The following is a 24,265-nucleotide window of genomic DNA, read 5'->3' as shown; positions in this document are numbered from 1 at the left end:
GCTCATCCTTGGTTTCTTGTGTCCGGATGTTCCTATGGTTTTGCGTCTTGCCTTCGGTATCGGCTTCGCCCTCACCCTGTCTGCCAGCACCGCTTTTGCGGCCGGCGAGCAGGCTCCTCTGCAGATAATCGTTTCCAAGGACCAGCAATCACTGGTGGTCTACGATGGTGACACTGTCGTTGCGACGTCCAATATCTCGTCGGGGAAAGCCGGTCACTCGACGCCGACCGGCATCTTTTCCATTCTGGAGAAACGCCGCTTCCACAAGTCGAACATCTATTCGAATGCGCCGATGCCCTTCATGCAGCGGCTGACCTGGTCTGGCATCGCGCTGCATGCCTCCAATCATGTTCCAAGCTATCCGGCGTCGCACGGCTGCGTGCGTTTGCCCGATGATTTCGCCAAGCAACTGTTCAAGATGACCGGTCGCGGCCTGCATGTGCTGATCTCCGACCGCCAGCTGACGCCGGTCGCCATCTCCGACCCCTTCCTTTTCCAGCCGGCAGCCCAAGAGCCCGCGCTGCTTTCGGACGCGACGTTGCGGCCGAGCGTCTCGCAGGTTGACGCGAAATCCGTCGAAGTCGCCACGATCGAGCCCGATGCGGCCAAGACTGCGCCCGTCGAGACCGAAAAAGAACCGCCGATCCGCATGCTGATCACCCATCGCGGCCAGCGCGAGATCACGCTCGATATCCAGGCGCTGCTCAATCAACTGGGTTATGCCGCAGGCATTCCCGATGGTTACGCCGGTACGCAAACCGTGGAGGCCGTCAGGGCCTTTCAGACGGCGGAAAAACTGCCTGTCGACGGCAAGATAACGCCTGCTTTCGTGGAAGCGCTCTATCTCAAGGCAGGCAAGGGCAAGCCGCCAAACGGCCAGCTTCTCGTTCGCCGCGATTTTACGCCGCTGTTCGAAACGCCCGTGGTGATCGACAAGCCGGAGATCGCGCTCGGCACGCATTTCTTCCAGTTCCAGAACATCGATGCTTCGACCGGCAAGGGCGAGTGGTTCACTGTCACGCTCGACAATGCCCTACCCGGCGGGATGAAGAAACGGCTGGGCATTACCGTGGAAGAAGATGCGACGGCGTTCAATGCCGCGCAACGCAGCATGAGCCGCATCACCATTCCCGATGACGCGCGCCAGCGGATCGACGGTCTTCTGGCCGAGGGCTCGTCGCTAACCATCTCCGACATGGGGCTTGGACAGGAAACCGGCGACGGCACGGACTTCGTGACGATTACCCACACCAAGCCGAAATCCTGAACCCGAATTACACCAGTTCGACGTCGATGACGCCGGGTGCTGTTCGCAGCGCCGCCGCAATTTCCGGTGAGATGCGGTATTTCTCGTTCAGCTCCACCTCGATCTCCCGCTGGCCGTTGTCCTTGATGACGATGAAGGACACCAGACCATCCCCGCGCGTATTCAGATGCGTGGCGACCGACCGCAACGGGCCACTGTCGCGGACATAGACCCGTAGCGCCTTCTGCATCTGGAGCGACCGCTCTTCCAGCGACTGCAGCGTCTGAATGCGCAGTCCGATGCCTTCCGGCCGCTCTTCGGCCTGCACCGTCATCACCAGCGATTTTCCAGGCTCCAGCAGATCGCGATACTGGTTGAGCGCCTCGGAAAACAGCACCGCCTCGAACTGGCCGGTGGAATCGGAAAAGGCAATGATGCCCATCTTGTTGCCGGTGCGGGTCTTGCGCTCCTGTTTCGAGGTCACCGTTCCCGCCAGTCGTCCCGCCGCCGCGCCCTTTTTCACGGATGCCGCAAAATCGGCGAAGGTCTGGACGCGGATCTTTGCCAGCAGGTCGTTGTAGGTGTCGAGCGGATGGGCGGAGAGATAGAAGCCGAGAACCTGGAACTCGCGGTGCAGCTTTTCCGATGCCAGCCACGGCGAATAGGCCGGCAGGCTGATCCGCTCCGGCCCCGTCGCGGCGCCCGCCCCGAACATGTCGCTCTGACCGCTGATTTTGTTGGCCTGGGCGATCTGCGCGAAACCGAGGATGCGGTCGAGACCGCCGACAAGCTCTGCCCGGTCGTAGCCGAAGCAATCGAAGGCGCCGGCGCAGATCAGGCTTTCGAAGACGCGCCGGTTCAAGAGCTTCGGATCGATCCGCAGGCAGAAATCCTCGAGATTGGCGAAGGGCTCGTCGCCACGCATCTCGACGATGTGATCGACCGCCGCCTCGCCGACGCCCTTGATGGCCGAGAGCGAATAGTAGATGCGGTTGTCGCCTGTCTCGAAGCGCCGGAACGAGGTCTGGACCGACGGCGGGATGACCTCGATGTCGAGCCGCATCGCATCCTGGCGGAAATCGTTGATCTTGTCGGTATTCGACATATCGAGCGTCATCGACGCTGCCAGGAACTCGACCGGGAAATGCGCCTTCAGATAGGCGGTCTGGTAGGAAACGATGGCGTAGGCGGCGGCATGCGACTTGTTGAAGCCGTAGTTGGCGAACTTGGCCAGAAGGTCGAAGATCAGATCGGACTGCGGCTTCGAGACGCCGTTGTCGACGGCGCCGGTGACGAAACGGGCGCGCTGCTTGTCCATCTCCTCCTTGATCTTCTTGCCCATGGCGCGGCGCAGAAGATCGGCTTCGCCGAGCGAATAGCCCGACAGGACCTGGGCGATCTGCATCACCTGTTCCTGGTAGACGATAACCCCTTGTGTTTCCTTCAGCAGGTAATCGATCTTCGGATGGATCGACTCGATCTCTTCCTCGCCATGCTTGCGAGCATTGTACACCGGGATGTTTTCCATCGGGCCGGGGCGATAGAGCGCCACCAGCGCGATGATATCCTCGATGCAGTCCGGCCGCATGCCGATCAGCGCTTTGCGCATGCCGGCACTTTCCACCTGGAACACGCCAACCGTGTCGCCCTTGGACAGCATCTCGTAGGTTTTCTGATCATCGAGCGGCAGGGCTTCGAGCCTGACCTCGATATTGCGTTTCTTGATGAAATCGACGGCGACCTTGAGCACGGTGAGCGTTTTCAGGCCGAGGAAGTCGAACTTGACGAGACCGGCCTGCTCGACCCACTTCATGTTGAACTGGGTGACGGGCATATCCGAGCGCGGATCGCGGTACATCGGCACCAGCTGCGACAGCGGCCGGTCGCCGATGACGATGCCGGCGGCATGGGTCGAGGCGTGGCGGTAGAGACCTTCGATCTTCTGGGCAATGTCCAGAAGGCGACCGATCACCGGCTCCTTGTCGACCTCTTCCTGGAACCGCGGCTCTTCCTCGATCGCCTTGGCAAGTGTCGTCGGATTGGCCGGATTGTTCGGCACCATCTTGCAGATCTTGTCGACCTGACCATAGGGCATTTCGAGAACGCGGCCGACGTCGCGCAGTGCTGCGCGCGCCTGCAGCGATCCGAAGGTGATGATCTGCGCCACCTGCTCGCGGCCATACTTGCGCTGCACGTAGCGGATCACTTCTTCGCGCCGGTCCTGGCAGAAGTCGATGTCGAAGTCGGGCATCGAGACGCGGTCGGGATTGAGGAAACGTTCGAACAGCAGCGAAAACCGCAAGGGATCGACGTCGGTGATGGTCAGCGCATAGGCGACCAGCGAGCCCGCACCCGACCCACGGCCAGGGCCGACCGGAATATCCTGCTGCTTTGCCCATTTGATGAAGTCGGCAACGATCAGGAAGTAGCCCGGAAATTTCATCTTCTCGATGACGCTGAGCTCGAAATCCAGCCGTTCGCGATAATCGGTCTCCGTATAGCCAGGCGACATCCCGAGCGTGCGCAGCCTGTCGTCGAGACCTTCGACCGCCTGACGGCGCAGCTCGATCTCCTCGGCGCGCTCAGCCTCCTTCGGATCATCCGAAGCGCCGGTAAACCGCGGCAGGATCGGGGCGCGCGTCTTCAGGACGAAGGAGCAGCGCCTGGCGATCTCGAGCGTGTTGTCGAGCGCCTCCGGCAGATCGGCAAACAGCGCCGCCATGTCCTTGCGGCTTTTCAGGTAATGGTCCGGCGTCAGGCGGAAGCGGCTGTCGTCCGACACCATCGCATTGTGGGCGACCGCCATCAGCGCGTCATGCGCCTCGAATTCGGCCGGCGACGGGAAGAACGGCTCGTTGGTCGCCACGATCGGCAGGTCGAGCTTGTAGGCGAGATCGACGATCCGGTTTTCGTGGCGCCGATCGTATTTTCCATGACGCTGAAGTTCGACATAGAGCCGGTCGCCAAACAGCGCAGCCAGTGTTTTGAGGCGCGTTTCGGCGAGCCCCGGATGTCCGGATTTCAACGGCATGTCGACCGGTCCGCCCGAGGCGCCGGTCAGCGCAATCAAGCCGTTCGTTCCGCCGTCGCGCAGCCAGGACAGCGCGATGCGGACGGACTGGTTGCCCTCGCCGTCCAGATAGGCGCGGCTGACGATATCGACGAGACGGACGTATCCCTCGTCCGTGGCGGCGATCAGCACGATCGCCGGAAGCTTGGCCAGATGCTGGGCATGACCGCGTTTTTCGCCCTCGCCTTCATCCTCCATGTCGATCGACAGCTGGCAGCCGATCAAGGGCTGCAAACCATCGTCCATGCATTTCTGCGAGAATTCGAGCGCGGCAAACAGGTTGTTGGTGTCGGCAATGCCGATCGCAGGCTGCCCGTCGGACACGGCCTTGCCGATGATCTTCTTGATCGGCAGGGCGCCCTCAAGCAGCGAGAAAGCCGAATGAACGCGAAGATGAACAAACCGGGGAGACGTTTCGCCCGGGACGCCGCTATCCAACCGCTTGTCGTTTACAGCATCCGCCATCGCACACCCCGATTCCCGTGAAGGCCCGAGGATATCCTGTTTCCGTCCGCAGATGTCCAGATTTCATCCGCCGTCCGACGGCATTTTCATGCGGGTCCCGGATTGTCCACAGCCCGAACCGGTTCGGCTTCCGTGAAATGAAGAATCCGGCCACGATGTTCGAAGGCTTGAACCCTCTTCACATTCCAATGACGATAATCGAGAGGCTGGCGACGAACATGGCGATGGAGGTGAAAGCAGCGAGATCACGAATAAAGTCGGTCATTGGCAGGCTCCTTTTCCGTTATGTTCTTATAATGTTCTATTTATGTTCACGCGTCAAGCAGCAACTGCAAATCTTGCGATCGGGTGCTGCCGGGATGGTAAACACTTTCAATCCACGCCTTTCTCCACAGCGACGCCATCTGGACGCATGCCGGCCGGCCGACTAGTTTGGTGCCAAGGGCAATCGGGGAATGAAACATGAAGATATCGCTGGCCGTCATGACGGCGTTCATTGGCTTTTGCGCAAGCACGGCGCAGGCCGCCGAAGCCATCGATCCGGACCGCATCGTGTTCGCGGCCACGGGCGATTGGGACAAGGACGGCAGCATGGATCTCGCCATGCTGGTGGCCGCCGCCGAGGGCAGCGATGAGGATCATGCTGTGTATATCTACCTCAATGACGGCGATACCGAGCGGCTGAAACTAAAGACTGTGGCGACCAACAAGATATGGGGAGACCTGACCATGGCCGGACGGGCTCCCTCGATCGCGGCGCTACCGAACGGTTCGATCCTGATCACCTCTCACAATGACGCCGTTGGCCGCGATCGCTGGGAGCAGAAGCTGACCGTCGCCTATCGCAACTTCGACTTCGTGGTGGCCGGATATACCTACACGTCCTACGACACACTTGACCCGGACAACACCACGAATTGCGACTTCAATGTCCTCACCGGCAAGGGCAAACTCAACGACAAGCCTGTCGCGGTCGCGGGAAAGATGATTTTCCTCAAGGACTGGAACGACGAAACAGGTCAGAAAGTCTGTCAGGAACAATAGCCTTCAACGTTCATCTTTTGTTCTTTACAAGAGCAGCGTCTCGCGCCATCCTTCTGCTTCAGTCGGGGAGAGTGGCGGCATGCGAGATATCGACCAGCTGACGGCCTTCATCGTCGAGGCCAAGGCAAAGACCTATGTCGGCGGCGGCACGGCCCTGCCCTCCTGCCGGCAAGCCTCGCATGACATCGGACATGCGCGCGACGGATGGTCCTATCTCGACAGCTATTTCGGGGGAACGGATTTTGCCGGGCAGGAAGTCGTCTGGAATGCGGGCACGCCGATCTGGGCTATGAACTATTTTGGACGGATCATCCTTCCGGATTTGATCGATTCAGTCCGGGCGGGGACGGTCATTCAAGCGGCCTTGGCCAGCATGTATATGCAGCAAGGCCGGTTTCTGGGCGGGTTGCGATACGACCACGACCATGGCCTCTATCTGGACGCAAGCGACGGAGACACCGCACATTTTCGCGGGCGGGAGGTTATTATTGTCGATGGGCTTGGGGCCTATGAGCTGGACTATCGCGGCGGTCTTATCCGTCCGTGATCCATGAGCCAGTCCGGTTACAACTCGACGACCTTACCGCCTTCGATGGTGACGCGGCGGTCCATGCGCGAGGCCAGCTCGTAATTGTGCGTGGCGATCATGGCCGCAAGGCCGGACTGGCGCACCAACGCCTCCAGCGCCTCGAACACATAGCCCGCGGTTTCCGGATCGAGGTTGCCCGTCGGCTCGTCGGCCAGCAGCACCAGCGGCGCGTTGGCAACCGCCCTGGCGATGGCGACCCGTTGCTGCTCGCCGCCTGACAACTCCGAGGGGCGATGCTCGGCGCGGTGGCCGATGCGCATGTAGTCGAGCAATGCGGCTGCGCGTTCGCGCGCTTCGGCCTTGTTGAGGCCGGCGATCAGCTGCGGCATCATGATGTTTTCGATCGCCGTGAACTCCGGCAGCAGATGATGGGCCTGATAGACGAAGCCGATCTCGTTGCGGCGGATGGCCGTGCGCTCCTGGTCACCCAATGTTCCGCAGGATTGACCATTGATCAGCACTTCGCCGCCATCCGGCCGCTCGAGCAGCCCTGCCAGATGCAGCAGCGTCGACTTGCCGGTGCCTGACGGAGCGACAAGCGCCACGGTCTGGCCGCCGTGCAGCGAAAAATCGGCGCCTTTGAGGATCGACAGGGTTTCTTCGCCCTGGCTGTAGTAACGTTCGACGCCGGAAAGCTGCAGTGCCACGCGCGCATTCATCGTGTCAGTCATCCTTAATTATTCGTAGCGCAGGGCCTGAACCGGGTCCAGGCGCGAGGCGCGCCAGGCCGGAAAGATCGTGGCGAGGAAGGACAGGCCGATGGCCATGGCGACCACGGAAATGGTCTCACCCGGGTTCATGTCGGCCGGAAGTTGGCTGAGGAAGTAGAGTTCGGGATTGAACAGCGTCTGGCCCGAAATCCAGGAAAAGAACTGGCGGATGGATTCGATGTTGAGGCAGACGACGACGCCCAGAAGTACGCCTGCGAACGTGCCGACGATGCCGATCGCCGCGCCCGTCATGAAGAATATCCGCATGATCGCACCCGATGTCGCCCCCATGGTACGCAGGATGGCGATGTCGCTGCCCTTGTCCTTCACCAGCATGATCAGGCCAGAGACGATGTTGAGCGCCGCTACCAGGACGATCAGCGTCAGGATCATGAACATGACGTTGCGCTCGACGGCAAGCGCGGAGAAGAACGTCTTGTTGCGGTCGCGCCAATCGCTGATCAGCACCTGGCGGCCGGCGGCATCCTCCACCGGCTGGCGCAGGTCGTCGACCAGATCGGGATTGGTGACGAACAGCTCGATCGACTGGGCGATGCCCTCGGCGTTGAAATAGAGCTGCGCTTCCTCCAGCGGCATAAAGATGATCGAGGCATCATATTCCGACATGCCGAGCTCGAAGATCGCCGATACGGTGTAGGACTTGACGCGCGGATTGACGCCCATCGGGGTGATGTCGCCTTCGGGTGCCACCAGCGTGATCGTGCCGCCGGCAGTGATGCCCAGCTGCTCGGCCATGCGCGAGCCGATAGCCACGCCTGTTCCCGCCGCGTAACCGACGAGATCGCCGGACGTGATGTGGTTCGAAATCGCCTTCATCTTGGTCAGATCGTCGGCGCGCACGCCGCGTACCAGCGCGCCGGTACCGGCGCCGCCCGGACCGGAAGCCAGCGTCTGCCCCTCGATCATCGGGATCGCCATGGTGACGCCCTTGACGCCGGAAAACTTCGTCGCCAGATCGGCATAGTTGTCGAGCGGCCCGTCGAGCGGCTGGACGATCATGTGCCCGTTGATGCCGAGGATGCGCGAAATAAGCTCGGTGCGAAAGCCGTTCATGACAGCCATGACGATGATCAGCGTTGCGACGCCGAGCATGATGCCGATGAAGGAAAATCCGGCGATCACCGAAATGAACGCTTCCTTGCGGCGCGAGCGCAGGTAGCGCCAGGCCACCATGCGCTCAAATGTGGAAAACGGACGGCTCGACGGCGGCTGGGCGGCCGCTGCCTTATCCTGCTCTAGCGTCGCGGCGCTCATTCCCTGGTCCCTTATTTCGAGGCGGTCAGCTTGTTGATGGCGGCCTCGATGGTCAATGTTTCGCGGGCGCCGGTCTTGCGGTTCTTGAGTTCGACCTCGCCGTTTGCGACCGAGCGCGGGCCGGCAATGATCTGTACCGGCACACCGATCAGGTCGGCGGTGGCAAACTTGGTTCCGGCGCGATCGTCCTTGTCGTCATACAGCGTATCGAATCCTGCGTTGTTGAGCGCAGCATAGATGGTTTCGCACGCTGCGTCGCAGGCTTCGTCGCCGGATTTCATATTGATCACAACCGCATCGAACGGCGCGATCGAGTCGGGCCAGATGATGCCGTTCTCGTCATGCGAGGCTTCGATGATCGCCGGAACCAGCCGGGTCGGGCCGATGCCGTAGGACCCCATGTGCACGGTGTGCTCCTTGCCGTCCGGACCCTGCACCTTGGCGCCCATGGCTTCGGAATACTTCGTGCCGAAATAGAAGATATGACCGACCTCGATACCGCGCGCCGAAACCTTCGAGGCATCGTCGATCGCGTCGAAAGCGGCCGCGTCATGCATCTCCGACGTGGCGGCATAGAGCGAGGTCCACTTGTCGAAGACGGCCTTCATGGCGGCCGCGTCCCAGAAATTCGTGTCTTCGCCGGGAATGTCGAAATTCAGGAAATCCTTGTGGCAGAAGACTTCCGATTCGCCGGTGTCGGCAAGGATGATGAACTCGTGGCTGAGGTCGCCACCGATGGGGCCGGTGTCGGCACGCATCGGAATGGCGCGCAGGCCCAGACGCGTGAAGGTGCGCAGATAGGCGGCAAACATGCGGTTATAGCTGTCCACCGCCCCTTCGCGGTTGAGATCGAAAGAATAGGCATCCTTCATCAGAAACTCACGCGAGCGCATGGTGCCGAAGCGCGGGCGGATCTCGTCGCGGAACTTCAGCTGGATATGATAGAGATTGAGCGGCAGGTCCTTGTAGGACTTCACATAGGAGCGGAACACATCCGTGATCATCTCCTCGTTGGTCGGCCCATAGAGCATCGGCCGGTCCTGCCGGTCCTTGATGCGCAGCATTTCCTTGCCATAGGCGTCGTAGCGCCCGCTTTCCTGCCAGAGTTCGGCCGATTGCAGCGTCGGCATCAGAAGCTCGACGGCGCCGGCGCGGTTCTGCTCTTCCCGAATGATCTTGTTGACCTTGTCGAGTACGCGCTTGCCGAGCGGCAGCCAGGTATAGATGCCGGCCGACTGCTGGCGAACCATGCCGGCACGCAGCATTAGCCGGTGCGAGACGATCTCCGCTTCCTTGGGATTTTCCTTCAGAATGGGCATGAAAAAGCGGGACAGGCGCATGAACGGGTTCCAGAACTTAAAAGCACTTCGCACTATCGTTGGAATCGGGCGAAATAACGTTGAGCTTGCAGGCCGCACACACGCGTCAGGCGCGCAAGCCGGATACTGCCGTTTGACTGTTTGCCGCGGCGATCCGGCCAGCTGATTCCGCAAAGAGGATGCACCGCGCTCACGCGTTCATAGACGCTTCGCGACAGGAAGAAAACCCGTCATCTTCGCGGGTGCCTCACCTGACGGGAGCCAGAATTCGAAGACCGGGCAAGCTGAAATTCGGGCTTTAAAAAGGCACGGTAGTAACAGGATTCTGACAGAAGTTGTCAACGGAAAAATTTTACCTAAGTGTAGCAAAAATACAAAAAAATCAGATGACAACGCATAATGTTTGAGCTAGTTTCGGCTCAGAAAAGAGGCAGGGAGATTAAATTCTTGTCGATTTCGCGGTCAAGTCTTGGGAGGATAAGATCTTAGGCGCGTTTACACGCAGCCACCGGTAACGGATAAGGATCACGCGATACTTTAAGAAACAAGGCTTTTAGCCTTGTTTTTTTTTGATTTTTTTACAGTTCACCTTTTAGAGAATTTTGGACACGACTTGATTCGTGTCGATTATGTGGCACGCACCTCATCTCGTTGAGCCAAACGCTCGGTAAGCTGTCGCTATCGCACCGGCGAATGTCGCAGGAACAACACGCGCTTCTTCGATCTCAATAGAACTTTGGAGCGAACTGCGGGATCGCGTCGAGGCCGTAGCCGAGACGGACAGAGAGGATATACCAGGCGAAGTGAATCACGGCCGCAAGCACGGACGTCATCAAAAAGACCCGAAATGCGCGGAAGCGCGCCGGCGCACTTTCAACACTTCCCGGCACGACCTCGTTTTCCTCCGCCTGAGTCCGCAAGCCAATCGGCAGGACGATGAACAGCGTTAGCCACCAGATGATGAAATAGATCGCGAAGACGGAGAAGATGGGCATGGTAGTCTCTCACTGCGGAGGGAGATGAAAAGCTCCCTTTGGCATTGTGCTTTGGAGCGACGTTATAGCGCTTTCCCGCCAACTCGACAAATATCTGGCTCGCGCCCTTCTGTCACACCTGTTCGAGCTCGATCAGCGTACCGAAGAAATCCTTCGGGTGGAGAAACAGCACCGGCTTTCCATGCGCGCCGATCTTCGGGCTGCCGTCGCCCAGAACCCTGCCCCCGGCGGCAACGAGACTATCGCGCGCGCCCAGGATGTCATCGACCTCGTAGCAGATATGATGCATGCCGCCGGCGGGGTTCTTGGCAAGGAAGGCCGCGATCGGCGAGTCTGCGCCGAGCGGTTCCAGAAGCTCCACCTTGGTATTGGACAGAGTGACGAAGACAACGCTGACACCATGCTCCGGCAAGGCTTCGGGCTCGGTTACCGAGGCGCCAAGCATCGACCGGTATCGCTCCGCCGCCTCGGCAAGATTCGGCACGGCCAGAGCGATATGATTGACACGTCCAAGCATGAATGGCCTTTAAGCTGTCAGAGCTTGTTGATGAACACCGTGACGACCGGCTTCTTGCCCCAGACTTCGTTGGCAGTGCCGCGGATCGCCCGGCGCACGGCTTCCGTTACCAATGCAATATCCTTGCGCTTGCCGCGCGGAATGCTTTCGACGGCGCCAAGGACTGCATCATAGAGCGTATCGTTCATGTCTTCGCCTTCATCGTCGAATTCCGGCAAGCCGATCGGAACGACGATCGGGTCGGCAGCGAAATCGTAGCGCGCGTCGAGAACCACATTGACCGAGACATGTCCGGCAAAGGAGAGCTTGCGACGCTCACCGATCCCCATCTCCTCGAAATCGCCGATCAGGCTGCCATCCTTGTAGATGCGGCCATGCGGCGCCGTGCCGATCACGGTTGCAGGCCCGGGAGCGATACGCAGAATGTCACCGTTGCGAACACGCGGAACGGTCTTGATGCCGGATTGAAGGCCGAGTTCGGCCTGCGCTGTCAGATGCGCGGCCTCACCATGAACGGGCACCAGCATTTGCGGACGCGTCCATGCGTACATCTGTTGCAGCTCGTTGCGACGGGGATGGCCGGAAACGTGGACGAGAGCTTCGGTGTCGGTGACGATATGAATGCCCTGCTCGACGAGGCCGTTCTTGATGTCGTTGATCGCCTTCTCGTTGCCGGGAATGGCGCGCGAGGAAAACACGACCGTGTCCCCGGCCGTCAGCGCAACGTTGCGCATTTCGTCGCGCGAGATCTTTGCCAGTGCCGCGCGGGATTCGCCCTGGCTCCCGGTCAGGATGATCACGACCTTGTCGCGCGGGATATAGCCGAATTCGTCTTCGGCGATGAACGGGTTCAGTCCTTCCATCAGCCCAACGTCGCGGGCGACGTCGCAGACGCGTTTCATCGAGCTGCCGAGAAGCAGGACTTCGCGACCGGCGGCGGCGGATGCCTTGGCAATCGAGCGGATGCGGCCGACATTGGACGAGAAGGTGGTGATCGCCACGCGGCCCTTGGCGTCCTCGATGATCTTGGTGAGGCTGGTCGAGACTTCCTCTTCCGATGGTGACACGCCATCGCGCATCGCATTGGTGCTGTCGCACATCAGCGCCAGAACGCCCTCGTCGCCGACGGCGCGGAAGCGCGCTTCATCGGTGAAGGGCCCGAGCGACGGCGCATGATCGATCTTCCAGTCGCCGGTGTGGACGATATTGCCGAGCGGCGTGCGGATGACCAGCGACATCGGCTCGGGGATCGAATGGTTGACGCCAACAGCCTCGATTTCGAACGGACCGACATTGATGCGGTCGCCCTCCTTGAAGATGGTGATCGGCACTTCGGCGCGGCTGCGCTCGTAGGAGCGCTTGGCTTCCAGCATGCCGGCGGTGAACGGCGAGGCATAGACCGGGACGTTGAGGCCCGGCCAGAGATCGGCAAGCGCGCCATAGTGGTCTTCATGGGCATGGGTAATGATGATGCCCTTGAGGTTCTTGCGCTCTTCGGCAAGAAACCGGATATCGGGCAGCACCAGATCGACACCGGGCAGGTCCAGGCCCGGGAAGGTCACGCCGCAATCAACCATGATCCACTGACGATGGGCGGGAGCACCATAGCCGTAAAGGGCCAGGTTCATGCCGATTTCCCCAACTCCGCCCAGCGGCAGGAAGACGAGTTCGTCTTGTTTGCTCATTTATTGATTGCGCCTTATGTCACCCAAAATGGGTTTATCCAAAAAATACATCGCCCGCGGCGATGCGTTGAACCGTGCCTGCCCCGAGATCGAGCATCAGCCGGCCGTCTTCATCTATGCCTTCGAACCGCCCGGAAAGCGAGCGATCCGGCAGGTTGACGGTGATCTTCTGGCCTATTCCGCCAGCAGCCGACCGCCATTGTGCAATAATCTCGGCTATGCCCTCGCCGCAATTCCAGACGTTCAATGCCTCGCCCATGCTGCGAAACAGATGGGCAAACAGTTCGTCCGGCGAAACGGTGGCACCTTCCGCCTGCAGGCTCGTCACAGGATAAAGCCCATGGTCCGGCGCCAGCGCAACATTGATACCGCAGCCGATGACCAGAGCATGATGTCCGTCTGGCAGCCCCTCGCCTTCAAGCAGGATACCGCAGCACTTCTTGCCTGCAATCAGAATATCGTTCGGCCATTTGATCGAGACCGGATTGGAGCCCGGCGGCATCACCACCTGGATCGCCCGGTGCACCGCGACGGCGACTGCGAGCGGTAGGGAATGCAGTTTCTCCATTGGCGCCGGATCGATCAGAAGCAGCGAAGCGTAGAGATTGCCCGGTTCGGACGCCCAGGCACGACCGCGCCGCCCCCGGCCGGAAATCTGTCGCGCCGCAGTGATCCAGTGCAGTCCCGGATCACCGGCGCGGGCCCGGATCAGGCATTCCGTGTTCGTCGATCCGACATCGCCCAGGGCCGTGTGCCGGAAGTCGTCGAGCGCGATCCTGCCGATCCGGTTCTGTCCTGTCAAAAGAAGGTCCGCGCTGCGACTTCGGCCGCCGTGCCGATCGGTCCGCCGATCAGCACATAGGCGAGAACGAACAGACCGGAGAGCCCGTACACGAGGCGCAACACACCGGAGGGACGGGCAAACTCGCCCTTGGCATCATCGAACCACATCAGCTTGATGACGCGCAGGTAATAGTAGGCACCGACGACCGATGCCAGCACGCCGATGATCGCCAGTGCGAAGAGATGCGCCTCGATCGCCGCCATGAAGACGAAATATTTGGCGAAGAAGCCAGCCAGCGGCGGGATGCCGGCAAGCGAGAACATCATGACGGTCAGTACCGTCGCCATGAAAGGATTGGTTTGCGACAGGCCGGCAAGATCATCGATCTCCTCGACGTGATTTCCGTCCTTGCGCTTCATCGCCATGATGCAGGCAAAGGTACCGAGCGTCATGACCATGTAGACCAACATATAGATCAGCACGCCGCGCACGCCTGCCATCGAGCCGCTGGCGAGACCCACGAGCGCATAGCCCATGTGACCGATCGAGGAATAGGCCATCAGGCGCTTGATGTTCTTCTGGCCGATGGCCGCGAAAGCACCGAGCAGCATGGAGGCGATGGAGATGAAAACGATGATCTGCTGCCAATCGGCGACGATCGGCTCGAACGGCGAGATCACCAGACGGATCAGCATCGCCATCGCTGCGACCTTCGGAGCGGCTGCGAAGAACGCGGTCACCGGTGTCGGTGCGCCTTCGTAAACATCCGGCGTCCACATGTGGAAGGGAACGGCCGAAATCTTGAAGGCAACGCCGGCAAGAATGAAGACCAATCCGAAGATCAGGCCCAGCGAGCGGCCTTCGGCCGACAATGCCGCGGCAATACCTTCAAAACTGGTATGGCCTGTGAAGCCATAGACCAGCGACATGCCGTAAAGCAGCATGCCCGACGACAGCGCGCCGAGAACGAAATATTTGAGGCCGGCTTCCGTCGAGCGCAGATTGTCGCGGTTCATCGCGGCAACGACGTAGAGCGCCAGCGACTGCAATTCGAGCGCCAGATAGACCGAGATCAGGTCATTGGCCGAGATCATCAGCATCATGCCGAGCGTGGCAAGCACGATCAGGACGGGAAACTCGAACCGGTCGATGCCGGTCGAACGCGCCTCGCCCGCCGACATGATCAGCGCCACCATGGAGCCGACCAGCGTCAGCACCTTCATGAACTTGGCGAACGGATCGGACAGGAAGGCGCCATTATAGGCCTGGCCATCGCCGGTCTGCCAGATCAGCCAGGCGCCGGAAACGGCGAGCAGCCCGACGGCTAGGCCGGTGACCAGACCGGACGACTTCTCGCCCAAGAAGACACCGATCATCAACAGGACCATGGCGCCGACCGCAAGGATCATCTCCGGCGTCGACAGGTGCAGGCTAGCGAGGAATGTTTCAGCAGTCATTTCAATCCCGTCCTGTCGTCATTTCGCCGAAAGCGCAACGTCATGCGCTGCCTGCACGGCCGCAGTGTAGTTGTTTACCAGCACATCCACCGAGGCAGCCGTCGCATCGAATACCGGAGCCGGATAGACGCCGAAGAAGATGGTCAGCACGATCAGCGGATAGAGCAGAGCCTTTTCACGGCCGGACAGATCCAGCAGCGACTTCAGGCTGTCCTTGTCCAGCGCGCCGAAAATCACCCGGCGATAGAGCCAGAGCGCGTAGCACGCGGACAGAATGACACCCGTCGTCGCGAAGAAGGCGACCCAGGTGTTTGCCCGGAAGGCGCCGACCAGCACGGTGATTTCGCCAACGAAGCCCGAGGTACCGGGAAGACCGACATTGGCCATGGTGAAGACCATGAAGGCAACCGCGTATTTCGGCATGTTGTTGACGAGGCCGCCATACGCGCTGATCTCGCGGGTGTGGGTGCGGTCATAGACGACACCGACGCAGAGGAAGAGCGCGCCGGACACGATGCCGTGCGACAGCATCTGGAAGATTGCGCCCTGCACGCCTTGCGTATTGGCCGCGAAAATCCCCATCGTCACATAGCCCATGTGGGCGACCGAAGAATAGGCGATGAGCTTCTTGATGTCGGACTGCATCATCGCCACCAGCGAGGTGTAGATGATCGCCACCACCGACAGCGTGAAGACGAACGGCGCGAAATATTCGGACGCGAGCGGGAACATCGGCAGCGAGAAGCGCAGGAAGCCGTAGCCGCCGAGCTTCAGGAGAACGCCGGCCAGGATGACCGAACCCGCCGTCGGCGCCTGGACGTGTGCGTCGGGAAGCCAGGTGTGGACCGGCCACATCGGCATCTTCACCGCGAACGACGCGAAGAAGGCGAGCCATAGCCATGTCTGCATCTGGCGCGGGAACTGATAGGCGAGCAGTTCGGCGATATCGGTCGTGCCGGCCTGCCAGTACATCGCCATGATGGCGAGCAGCATCAGAACCGAGCCGAGCAGCGTATAAAGGAAGAACTTGTAGGACGCGTAGACGCGGTCCTTGCCGCCCCAGACGCCGATGATGATGAACATCGGGATCAGGCCGGCCTCGAAGAACACGTAGAACAGCACGATATCGAGCGACACGAAGACGCCGATCATGAACACTTCCAGAAGAAGGAAAGCGATCATGTACTGCTTCAGGCGCTTTTCGACCGAGATCCAGCTTGCCAGCACGCAGAAGGGCATGAGGAAAGCCGACAGCACGACGAAGAGGACCGAAATGCCGTCGATGCCGAGATGGTACGAAATACCGGTCCCGAGCCATGCATGCTTCTCGACCATCTGGAAGCCGGGGTTCGACTTGTCGAAGCTCCACCATACGATCAACGACAGCACGAACACCGCCAGCGTCGTAAACAGCGAGATATTCAGGATGTTGCGGCGGCCGGCAACGCTGTTCTCATTGGTCAGAAGCAACATTAACACGCCAGCGAGCGGCAGAAAGGTGACAAACGAAAGAATGGGCCAATCGGTCATCAGAAGGAGCTCCCGAGCATCATCCAGGTAACAAGCGCCGCGATGCCGATGAGCATTACGAAGGCGTAGTGATAGAGGTAACCGGTCTGAAGGCGAACGACGCGGTCGGTAACATCCATGACGCGGGCGGCAATGCCGTTCGGGCCGTAGCCATCGATGACCCTGCCGTCACCTTCCTTCCACAGGAATGTGCCGATGCGCTTGGCGGGCCGCACGAACAGGAAGTCGTAGAGTTCGTCGAAGTACCACTTGTTGAGCAGGAACTGGTAGAGACCGCGATGCTGATTGGCCAGGTATTTCGGCGTCTCAGGCGAGCGGATGTACATGTACCAGGCGGTGACGAAGCCGAGGATCATCGCGATGAACGGACTGAGGGCAACCAAAGCCGGAACATGATGGAAGTGCTCCAGGATTTCGTTCTCCGGTCCAGTGAATAGCGCGCCCTGCCAGAACTCGGCATATTCGTGACCAAAGAAACGGCCTTCGAACACCATGCCGGCGAAAACCGCACCAATGCCGAGGATGAACAGCGGCACCAGCATGACCATCGGCGATTCATGGACATGATGCATGACTTCGTGGGAAGCGCGCGGCTTGCCATAGAAGGTCATGAAAATAAGGCGCCAGGAATAGAAGCTGGTGAAGCAGGCAGCAATGACGAGCAGCGTGAAGGCAAAGCCCGCGACCGGCGAATGCGCGGCATAGGCAGATTCGATGATGATGTCCTTCGAGATGAAGCCGGCAAGACCAATGCCCGAGAACGGGATACCGACGCCGGTGATCGCCAGAGTGCCGACCATCATCATGGCGAAGGTCCATTTGATGTGCTTACGCAAGCCACCCATGTAGCGCATGTCCTGTTCGCCATCGACGGCGTGGATGACCGAGCCGGCGCAGAGGAACAGCAGCGCTTTGAAGAAGGCATGAGTGAACAAATGGAATATCCCAGCGCCATAGGCACCGGTGCCGAGCGCCACGAACATGTAGCCGAGCTGCGAACAGGTCGAATAGGCGATGACGCGCTTGATGTCATTCTGCACGAGGCCGACGGTGGCCGCAAAGAACGCGGTGATCGCGCCGACCACGGTGACGACCATCAGAGCCGTATGCGACAGTTCGAACAGCGGCGACATGCGGGCGACGAGGAAGACGCCGGCGGTGACCATGGTCGCGGCATGGATGAGCGCCGACACGGGCGTCGGGCCTTCCATGGCGTCCGGCAGCCAGGTGTGCAGCAGGAACTGCGCCGACTTGCCCATCGCGCCCATGAAGAGCAGCAGGCATATGGCGGTAACGGCGTGCGCCTTGTCGAGATGCATGCCGAACAGGGTGATGACGGCCTCGCCGCCCTCATGGGCACCTTCCGCCGGCAGATAGGTGGCGGCTGTGGCAAAGATCGTCTCAAAACTGATCGAACCGAACAACACGAAGACGCCGAAGATGCCGAGCGCGAAGCCGAAGTCGCCGACGCGGTTGACGATGAAGGCCTTCATCGCCGCAGCCGTGGCCGACGGCTTCTTGTACCAGAAGCCGATCAGCAGATAGGACGCAAGGCCCACGCCTTCCCAGCCGAAGAACATCTGCAGCAGGTTGTCGGATGTCACCAGCATCAGCATGGCGAAAGTGAACAGCGACAGGTAGGCAAAGAAACGCGGCCGGTTCGCATCGTGGTGCATGTAGCCGATCGAGTAGATATGAACCAGGCAGGAGACCGTGTTGACGACGACGAACATGACGGCCGTCAGCGTATCGACGCGGAAAGCCCATTCGGCGTCGAAGCTGCCGGACTGGACCCAGCGCATCACCGTGACCTTGATCATCTCCGTCTCGCCGATCGCGACGTCGAAGAAGACGATCCACGAGAGGACCGCGACGATGATCATGAAACCGCTGGTGACATATTCCGATGCCTTGGCGCCGATCGAGGTGCCGAACAGGCCCGCGATCAGGAAGCCGATCAGCGGCAGGAAGACGATGGCTTGAATAATCGTATTCATTGGCCGCTCAGCCCTTCATCATGTTGACGTCTTCCACGGCGATGGAGCCGCGGTTGCGGTAGAAGACGACGAGAATTGCAAGACCGATGGCGGCTTCCGCGGCCGCGACGGTCAGAATGAACAGGGCGAACACCTGGCCGGTGATGTCGTTGAGGAACGACGAGAAGGCGACCATATTGATGTTCACCGCAAGCAGGATGAGTTCCACCGACATCAGGATGATGATGACGTTCTTCCGGTTGAGGAAGATGCCGAAGACGCCCAGCGTGAACAGGATGGCGCTGACGGTCAGATAGTGGGAAATACCGATTTCCATGATGTTTGTTCCTTGACCTCGCGTCCGTCTTAAAGACCCTGCCCCGACTTCACCTTGACCACTTCGACAGCGGTCTTCGGCGTGCGGGCAACCTGTGTGGGAATATCCTGGCGCTTGATGTTGTCACGGTGGCGCAGCGTCAGCACGATGGCGCCGATCATCGCGACCAGCAGAACCAGGCCGGCAATCTGGAAGAAGTAGACATAATGCGTATAGAGCACGTCGCCGAGCGCGGCCGTGTTGGTGCGATCGGCGATCGCCGGGATCGGCATCGAGATCGTCTTGGCGATTTCCGGCGAGAACGAGCTGCCGCCGACCACGATGATCAGTTCGGCAGCCAGCACGAGGCCGATCAAGGCACCGACCGGCGCATATTCAAGCACGCCCGACCGCAGTTCCGTGAAGTCGATGTCGAGCATCATCACCACGAAGAGGAAGAGAACCGCGACGGCACCGATATAGACGACCAGCAGGATCATCGCCAGGAACTCGGCGCCGGTCAGAAGAAACAGACCGGCCGAGTTGAAGAACGTCAGGATCAGGAACAGCACGGAATAAACAGGGTTCCGCGCGGAAATCACCATGAACGCCGACGCAACCGCGACGAATGAAAAAAGATAGAAAAAAAGAGCCTGCAGACCCATGATCGGTGCCTTTTTCGTCTTCCCCGGGCAGGCATGGCCAAAAGGCCACCCTTCCCACTGGCGCACCGGAACTCCCGGCCAACGCCCTAAATCTGATGGGCGCCCGCCTCAGTGGCGGGCGCAGTCCGGTTGCAGCGGTCTCAGCGGTAAGGCGAGTCCATTGCAATGTTGCGGGCAATTTCGCGTTCCCAGCGGTCGCCGTTGGCCAGCAGCCGGTCCTTGTCGTAGTAGAGCTCTTCGCGTGTCTCGGTGGCGAACTCGAAGTTCGGACCTTCGACGATCGCGTCCACCGGACAGGCTTCCTGGCAGAAACCGCAATAGATGCACTTCACCATGTCGATGTCGTAACGCACCGTGCGGCGGGTGCCATCGTTGCGGCGCGGGCCGGCTTCGATGGTGATTGCCTGGGCAGGACAGATCGCCTCGCACAGCTTGCAGGCGATGCAGCGTTCCTCGCCGTTCGGATAACGGCGCAGCGCATGCTCGCCGCGAAAGCGCGGGCTGATCGGCCCCTTTTCAAACGGGTAGTTCAGCGTCGACTTCGGCGCGAAGAAATACCGCATCGACAGGAAAAACGCGTTGACGAATTCCTTGAGGAACAGCGAACTGACGGCTTGCGACAGACTTGCCATCATCAACCTCCAAACGTGCCGGCCAGGGAGGCGCCGGCTGATTTTGCGAAACGGGGAACGGACATCAGGCCCACACCACCAGTTTCAGCGTGACTGCAACAATGAAGACCATGGCAAGCGACAGCGGAAGGAAGACCTTCCAGCCGAGACGCATCAGCTGGTCGTAGCGGTAGCGTGGCACGAAGGCCTTCACCATGGCGAACATGAAGAACACCATCGAGGCTTTCAGGATGAACCAGATGATGCCCGGAACCCAGTTGAGGAACCAGACGTCGACCGGGGGCAGCCAGCCGCCGAGGAACAGGATCGTCGTCAGCGCGCACATCAGGCAGATGGCTGCATATTCGCCGAGCATGAACATCATGTACGGGGTCGAGCCATACTCGACCATGAAGCCGGCGACCAGTTCCGATTCCGCTTCGACCAGATCGAAGGGTGGACGGTTGGTTTCCGCCAGCGCCGAGATGAAGAAGATGATGAACATCGGGAACAGCGGCAGCCAGTACCAGTCGAGGAACGAGCCCGGCAGGCCCATCATCGTGCCGAGGCCGTCACGCTGCGAATCGACGATATCCGTCAGATTCAGCGAACCGGCGCAGAGAAGCACGGTGACGATGACGAAACCGATGGAGACTTCGTAGGAGACCATCTGGGCGGCGGAGCGCAGCGCCGAGAGGAACGGATATTTCGAGTTCGATGCCCAGCCGCCGATGATGACGCCGTAGACCTCAAGCGAGGAAATGGCGAAGACATAGAGGATGCCGACATTGATATTGGCCATTACCCAGTTGGCATTGAGCGGAATGACCGCCCAGGCTGCGAGCGCCAGCGTCACGGACACCAGCGGCGCCAGCAGGAACAGGATCTTGTTCGAACCGGCAGGAATGACTGGCTCCTTGAAGACGAACTTCAAAAGATCGGCGAAGGACTGGAAAAGACCCCAGGGGCCTACCACATTCGGTCCACGGCGCATCTGCACCGCCGCCCAGATCTTGCGGTCCGCCAGCAGGATGTAGGCGATGAAGATCAAAAGCGCGACCAGCAGCAACAGCGACTGGCCGATCATGATGGCCGTTGGCCAGACATAGGTGGAAATGAAAGCGTCCATTTTCGTCTTATTCCCTCGCGCTCATTCCGCCGCAGCTTTGAAGTTGTTGCGTGCCAAAGCCGAACATTCGGCCATGACGGCGGACGCGCGTGCTATCGGGTTCGTCAAATAGAAGTCTTTGACCGGAGACGCAAACGCCGATTTAGCCATCTCACCGGCTTTTTGTGCAAGTGCGGCAATTTCACCGCTACCACCCGGCGCAATCATGTCGACATCGGCGAAATGCGGGTGCGCCGCATGGAGCTTGCCACGCAATTCGGCAAGCGAATCAAACGGCAGCTTCTTGCCAAGCACGTCGGACAGCGCGCGAATGATCGCCCAGTCCTCGCGGGCATCGCCCGGCGCGAAACCGGCGCGGTTGCCGATCTGGACGCGGCCTTCGGTGTTGACCCAGGTACCGGACTTTTCCGTATAGGTCGCGCCCGGCAGGATGACGTCGGCGCCGTGCGCGCCCTCGTCGCCGTGCGAGCCGATATAGACGGTGAAGCCGGCGGTCTTGCCGGAGAAATCCATTTCGTCGGCGCCGAGCAGGAACAGGACGTCCGTGCCGGTCAGCATCTGAGCAGCAGTCTTACCCCCCTCACCCGGCACGAAGCCGAGATCGAGACCACCGACGCGGGCGGCGGCCGTATGCAGGACGGCAAAGCCGTTCCAGTCTGCGGTCACGGCACCAACGGCCCCTGCGAGCTTTGCAGCGGCAGCCAGAACCGAGGCGCCGTTGCCACCGGTGATCGCGCCCTGGCCGACGATGATCATCGGACGCTGTGCCTTCTTCAACACGCTCAGGAACTTGCCCTTGCCGCCGACAAGCTCAGCCAGCGAATCCGTGCCTGCACCGAGATATTCGTAAGTGTAACGAAGCTCGGCCTGCTCGCCGATCACGGCGATAGGGAAATTGGCCATCCGGAACCGCTTGCGGATGCGGGCGTTGAGAACGGAGGCTTCAAAGCGCGGGTTCGAGCCGATGATCAGCAGCGCGTCGGCGCTTTCGATGCCAAGGATCGTCGGGTTGAAGATGTAGCTCGAACGGCCGAAAGAAGGATCAAGCGCTGCGCCATCCTGGCGGCAATCGATGTTCTTAGAGCCGAGCGAAGAAATCAGTTCCTTCAGCGCGTACATTTCCTCAACGGATGCCAGATCGCCGGCAATGGCGCCGATCCTGTCGCCGCTGGTCTTGGCAACGGCTGCCTTGATGGCGGCAAAGGCCTCGTTCCAGCTGGCGGGCTGCAGACGGCCGTCCTTCTTCACGTAAGGGCGGTCGAGACGCTGGGTCTTCAGGCCATCCCAGATGAAGCGGGTCTTGTCGGAAATCCACTCTTCGTTGATCTCTTCATTGACGCGCGGCATGACGCGCATGACTTCGCGGCCACGGGTATCGACGCGGATGGCCGAGCCGACGGCATCCATGACGTCGACCGATTCGGTCTTTCCAAGTTCCCACGGACGGGCGTTGAAGGCATACGGCTTGGAGGTCAGCGCGCCGACCGGGCAGAGATCGACGACGTTGCCCTGAAGCTCCGACGTCATCGCCTGCTCGAGATAGGTTGTGATCTCCGCATCTTCGCCGCGGCCGATCAGGCCGAGTTCGGCGATGCCGGCAACTTCGGTGGTGAAGCGGACGCAGCGCGTGCAGTGAATGCAGCGGTTCATCACGGTCTTGACCAGCGGGCCGATATACTTGTCTTCGACGGCGCGCTTGTTTTCGTTGTAGCGGGTCGAATCGACGCCGAAGGCCATGGCCTGATCCTGCAGGTCGCATTCGCCACCCTGGTCGCAGATCGGGCAATCGAGCGGATGGTTGATGAGCAGGAATTCCATCACGCCTTCACGGGCCTTCTTGACCATCGGCGTGGTCGTGAAGACTTCCGGCGCTTCGCCGTTCGGGCCGGGACGCAGGTCGCGCACGCCCATAGCGCAGGAGGCTGCGGGTTTCGGCGGCCCCCCCTTCACCTCGATCAGACACATGCGGCAGTTTCCGGCGACCGACAGCCGCTCGTGGAAACAGAAGCGCGGAACCTCGGCGCCGGCCTCTTCGCACGCCTGCAACAGCGTGAAATGATCCGGGACCTCGATCTCTTTTCCGTCGACTTTCAGCTTTGCCATCTTCGCACTCAATCCTGTCGTTCATTCGCCAGCCAAAGCGGCGAACAGATATTATAAAGGCACGCTAACCTGTTGAACGAAAGCCACCGGCTCCCGCTCGAAATCCAATCTCAACCCTTCATAAGGGCCTTTGCCTGCTCGACCCAGCCGTCCCGCGCGATCCGTCCGCCAAAGCCGAGCTGCGCGTCGAAACGCTGTGCGTCCTTATCGCTCCACGACGCGACATCCGCATAACGCCGCACGCCCATTCCATTCAAAACCTGCTCCAGCTTCGGGCCGATGCCGGAAATCCGCTTCAGGTCGTCGGCCTGCGTTTCGACAACGCGGGCAACCCTCTGCCGTTTCGGCTTTTCGGCCCTCACCGGTTCAGCTTTGACCGGCTTCGCCTTCTCGGGCTCGACCCGCACCGGTTTAGCCTCAACCGACGCCTTGGCAGGCGACGCTGCCGCAGCAGCACCCGCCATCGGTTCGGCCGGCTGCGCCACAGGCTTTTCGTCCAGGGCAGCGCCGGTCTTCTGCGCCGTCTCGGCCATGCCCTGCATCGCGCCGAGCATGAAGCCGGCGATATGGCTGGTCATGCCGAGCCCGACAGCCGTTGCCGCGGCAAAAGCCGCCGCCGGATGCTGCATCAGCGGATGCAGCGGCACCTTCGGCATATCCTTCAACCACTCGGCCATGCCGAATGGATCATTTGTACTGCCGATACCGGAACCGAACGAGGGGCCTGCGGATCCCGCCTGCGTGCCTTTGTGCGTTTCGTGTTCCGGCTTGGCCATATC

At 60.4% G+C, this 24,265-nt stretch carries 20 protein-coding genes; 3 read left to right on the top strand and 17 right to left on the bottom strand.

Annotation, left to right across the window (positions count from 1 at the left end):
- The first annotated feature begins 40 nt into the window (after positions 1-40).
- On the top strand, positions 41-1,267 hold the full coding sequence (locus J2Z75_RS21885; RefSeq protein WP_209854958.1) for a L,D-transpeptidase family protein: 1,227 nt from the start codon (positions 41-43) through the stop codon (positions 1,265-1,267).
- A 7-nt stretch (positions 1,268-1,274) separates the two neighbouring features.
- Here the strand turns inward: J2Z75_RS21885 and dnaE are convergent, their stop codons facing one another.
- Positions 1,275-4,781 carry a DNA polymerase III subunit alpha gene (dnaE, locus tag J2Z75_RS21880; protein WP_209854891.1) on the bottom strand — a complete coding sequence of 1,169 codons (3,507 nt, stop codon included), beginning with the start codon at positions 4,779-4,781 and terminating at the stop codon, positions 1,275-1,277.
- Positions 4,782-5,243: 462 nt separating this feature from the next.
- Here dnaE and J2Z75_RS21875 point away from each other — a divergent pair, with 462 nt between their 5' ends.
- Positions 5,244-5,825 carry a hypothetical protein gene (locus tag J2Z75_RS21875; protein WP_209854890.1) on the top strand — a complete coding sequence of 194 codons (582 nt, stop codon included), beginning with the start codon at positions 5,244-5,246 and terminating at the stop codon, positions 5,823-5,825.
- A 79-nt stretch (positions 5,826-5,904) separates the two neighbouring features.
- Complete coding sequence (locus J2Z75_RS21870; RefSeq protein WP_209854889.1) at positions 5,905-6,372, top strand: DUF5680 domain-containing protein; 468 nt, start codon at positions 5,905-5,907, stop codon at positions 6,370-6,372.
- 17 nt (positions 6,373-6,389) lie between these two features.
- Here the strand turns inward: J2Z75_RS21870 and J2Z75_RS21865 are convergent, their stop codons facing one another.
- From J2Z75_RS21865 to J2Z75_RS21790, 16 genes are all read right to left on the bottom strand, one after another.
- A complete protein-coding gene (locus J2Z75_RS21865; RefSeq protein WP_209854957.1) occupies positions 6,390-7,073 on the bottom strand; it encodes an ABC transporter ATP-binding protein in 684 nt (227 codons plus the stop codon).
- A gap of 18 nt (positions 7,074-7,091) precedes the next feature.
- Positions 7,092-8,399 carry a lipoprotein-releasing ABC transporter permease subunit gene (locus J2Z75_RS21860; RefSeq protein ID WP_209854888.1) on the bottom strand — a complete coding sequence of 436 codons (1,308 nt, stop codon included), beginning with the start codon at positions 8,397-8,399 and terminating at the stop codon, positions 7,092-7,094.
- A gap of 11 nt (positions 8,400-8,410) precedes the next feature.
- Positions 8,411-9,739, bottom strand: coding sequence for a proline--tRNA ligase (proS, locus tag J2Z75_RS21855; protein WP_209854887.1), 1,329 nt, complete (start codon positions 9,737-9,739; stop codon positions 8,411-8,413).
- A gap of 704 nt (positions 9,740-10,443) precedes the next feature.
- Positions 10,444-10,713, bottom strand: coding sequence for a DUF1467 family protein (locus J2Z75_RS21850; RefSeq protein WP_209854886.1), 270 nt, complete (start codon positions 10,711-10,713; stop codon positions 10,444-10,446).
- 112 nt (positions 10,714-10,825) lie between these two features.
- Complete coding sequence (gene mce, locus J2Z75_RS21845; RefSeq protein ID WP_209854885.1) at positions 10,826-11,230, bottom strand: methylmalonyl-CoA epimerase; 405 nt, start codon at positions 11,228-11,230, stop codon at positions 10,826-10,828.
- Positions 11,231-11,247: 17 nt separating this feature from the next.
- Positions 11,248-12,915, bottom strand: a complete 1,668-nt coding sequence (locus J2Z75_RS21840) for a ribonuclease J (protein WP_209854884.1) — start codon at positions 12,913-12,915, stop codon at positions 11,248-11,250.
- A 34-nt stretch (positions 12,916-12,949) separates the two neighbouring features.
- On the bottom strand, positions 12,950-13,717 hold the full coding sequence (locus tag J2Z75_RS21835) for a biotin--[acetyl-CoA-carboxylase] ligase (RefSeq protein WP_209854883.1): 768 nt from the start codon (positions 13,715-13,717) through the stop codon (positions 12,950-12,952).
- A complete protein-coding gene (gene nuoN, locus J2Z75_RS21830; RefSeq protein WP_209854882.1) occupies positions 13,714-15,156 on the bottom strand; it encodes an NADH-quinone oxidoreductase subunit NuoN in 1,443 nt (480 codons plus the stop codon). The genes J2Z75_RS21835 and nuoN overlap by 4 nt, the downstream gene beginning before the upstream one ends.
- A gap of 18 nt (positions 15,157-15,174) precedes the next feature.
- Positions 15,175-16,686, bottom strand: coding sequence for an NADH-quinone oxidoreductase subunit M (locus J2Z75_RS21825; RefSeq protein WP_209854881.1), 1,512 nt, complete (start codon positions 16,684-16,686; stop codon positions 15,175-15,177).
- Entirely contained in the window at positions 16,686-18,683 is a 1,998-nt protein-coding gene (gene nuoL, locus J2Z75_RS21820) for an NADH-quinone oxidoreductase subunit L (RefSeq protein ID WP_209854880.1), read from the bottom strand. The genes J2Z75_RS21825 and nuoL overlap by 1 nt, the downstream gene beginning before the upstream one ends.
- 7 nt (positions 18,684-18,690) lie before the next feature.
- Positions 18,691-18,999, bottom strand: coding sequence for an NADH-quinone oxidoreductase subunit NuoK (gene nuoK / locus J2Z75_RS21815; protein ID WP_037169335.1), 309 nt, complete (start codon positions 18,997-18,999; stop codon positions 18,691-18,693).
- A 29-nt stretch (positions 19,000-19,028) separates the two neighbouring features.
- Positions 19,029-19,643 carry an NADH-quinone oxidoreductase subunit J gene (locus J2Z75_RS21810; protein ID WP_209854879.1) on the bottom strand — a complete coding sequence of 205 codons (615 nt, stop codon included), beginning with the start codon at positions 19,641-19,643 and terminating at the stop codon, positions 19,029-19,031.
- Positions 19,644-19,783: 140 nt separating this feature from the next.
- Entirely contained in the window at positions 19,784-20,275 is a 492-nt protein-coding gene (gene nuoI, locus J2Z75_RS21805) for an NADH-quinone oxidoreductase subunit NuoI (RefSeq protein ID WP_068953425.1), read from the bottom strand.
- A 64-nt stretch (positions 20,276-20,339) separates the two neighbouring features.
- Positions 20,340-21,383, bottom strand: a complete 1,044-nt coding sequence (gene nuoH, locus J2Z75_RS21800; RefSeq protein ID WP_209854878.1) for an NADH-quinone oxidoreductase subunit NuoH — start codon at positions 21,381-21,383, stop codon at positions 20,340-20,342.
- Between the two features lie 21 nt (positions 21,384-21,404).
- Positions 21,405-23,486, bottom strand: a complete 2,082-nt coding sequence (nuoG, locus tag J2Z75_RS21795) for an NADH-quinone oxidoreductase subunit NuoG (RefSeq protein WP_209854877.1) — start codon at positions 23,484-23,486, stop codon at positions 21,405-21,407.
- 110 nt (positions 23,487-23,596) lie between these two features.
- Positions 23,597-24,262 carry an NADH:ubiquinone oxidoreductase gene (locus J2Z75_RS21790; protein ID WP_209854876.1) on the bottom strand — a complete coding sequence of 222 codons (666 nt, stop codon included), beginning with the start codon at positions 24,260-24,262 and terminating at the stop codon, positions 23,597-23,599.
- Positions 24,263-24,265 lie beyond the last annotated feature (3 nt).

The organism is Rhizobium herbae, assembly GCF_017873135.1.
Classification (GTDB): Bacteria; Pseudomonadota; Alphaproteobacteria; order Rhizobiales; family Rhizobiaceae; genus Pararhizobium; species Pararhizobium herbae.
Note: the sequence above shows the minus strand (reverse complement) of the source record. Positions and strands in the feature narration are given on the sequence as shown.

What these genes read in the sequence shown, in the direction of transcription:
- nuoI (WP_068953425.1), bottom strand. Translation starts at nt 20,275, where the DNA reads ATGGCAAGTCTGTCGCAAGCCGTCAGTTCGCTGTTCCTCAAGGAATTC.
- J2Z75_RS21875 (WP_209854890.1), top strand. Translation starts at nt 5,244, where the DNA reads ATGAAGATATCGCTGGCCGTCATGACGGCGTTCATTGGCTTTTGCGCA.
- nuoG (WP_209854877.1), bottom strand. Translation starts at nt 23,486, where the DNA reads ATGGCAAAGCTGAAAGTCGACGGAAAAGAGATCGAGGTCCCGGATCAT.
- proS (WP_209854887.1), bottom strand. Translation starts at nt 9,739, where the DNA reads ATGCGCCTGTCCCGCTTTTTCATGCCCATTCTGAAGGAAAATCCCAAG.
- J2Z75_RS21810 (WP_209854879.1), bottom strand. Translation starts at nt 19,643, where the DNA reads ATGGGTCTGCAGGCTCTTTTTTTCTATCTTTTTTCATTCGTCGCGGTT.
- dnaE (WP_209854891.1), bottom strand. Translation starts at nt 4,781, where the DNA reads ATGGCGGATGCTGTAAACGACAAGCGGTTGGATAGCGGCGTCCCGGGC.
- J2Z75_RS21870 (WP_209854889.1), top strand. Translation starts at nt 5,905, where the DNA reads ATGCGAGATATCGACCAGCTGACGGCCTTCATCGTCGAGGCCAAGGCA.
- J2Z75_RS21840 (WP_209854884.1), bottom strand. Translation starts at nt 12,915, where the DNA reads ATGAGCAAACAAGACGAACTCGTCTTCCTGCCGCTGGGCGGAGTTGGG.
- nuoH (WP_209854878.1), bottom strand. Translation starts at nt 21,383, where the DNA reads ATGGACGCTTTCATTTCCACCTATGTCTGGCCAACGGCCATCATGATC.
- nuoK (WP_037169335.1), bottom strand. Translation starts at nt 18,999, where the DNA reads ATGGAAATCGGTATTTCCCACTATCTGACCGTCAGCGCCATCCTGTTC.
- J2Z75_RS21860 (WP_209854888.1), bottom strand. Translation starts at nt 8,399, where the DNA reads ATGAGCGCCGCGACGCTAGAGCAGGATAAGGCAGCGGCCGCCCAGCCG.
- J2Z75_RS21850 (WP_209854886.1), bottom strand. Translation starts at nt 10,713, where the DNA reads ATGCCCATCTTCTCCGTCTTCGCGATCTATTTCATCATCTGGTGGCTA.
- J2Z75_RS21825 (WP_209854881.1), bottom strand. Translation starts at nt 16,686, where the DNA reads ATGACCGATTGGCCCATTCTTTCGTTTGTCACCTTTCTGCCGCTCGCT.
- mce (WP_209854885.1), bottom strand. Translation starts at nt 11,230, where the DNA reads ATGCTTGGACGTGTCAATCATATCGCTCTGGCCGTGCCGAATCTTGCC.
- nuoN (WP_209854882.1), bottom strand. Translation starts at nt 15,156, where the DNA reads ATGACTGCTGAAACATTCCTCGCTAGCCTGCACCTGTCGACGCCGGAG.
- J2Z75_RS21790 (WP_209854876.1), bottom strand. Translation starts at nt 24,262, where the DNA reads ATGGCCAAGCCGGAACACGAAACGCACAAAGGCACGCAGGCGGGATCC.
- nuoL (WP_209854880.1), bottom strand. Translation starts at nt 18,683, where the DNA reads ATGAATACGATTATTCAAGCCATCGTCTTCCTGCCGCTGATCGGCTTC.
- J2Z75_RS21865 (WP_209854957.1), bottom strand. Translation starts at nt 7,073, where the DNA reads ATGAATGCGCGCGTGGCACTGCAGCTTTCCGGCGTCGAACGTTACTAC.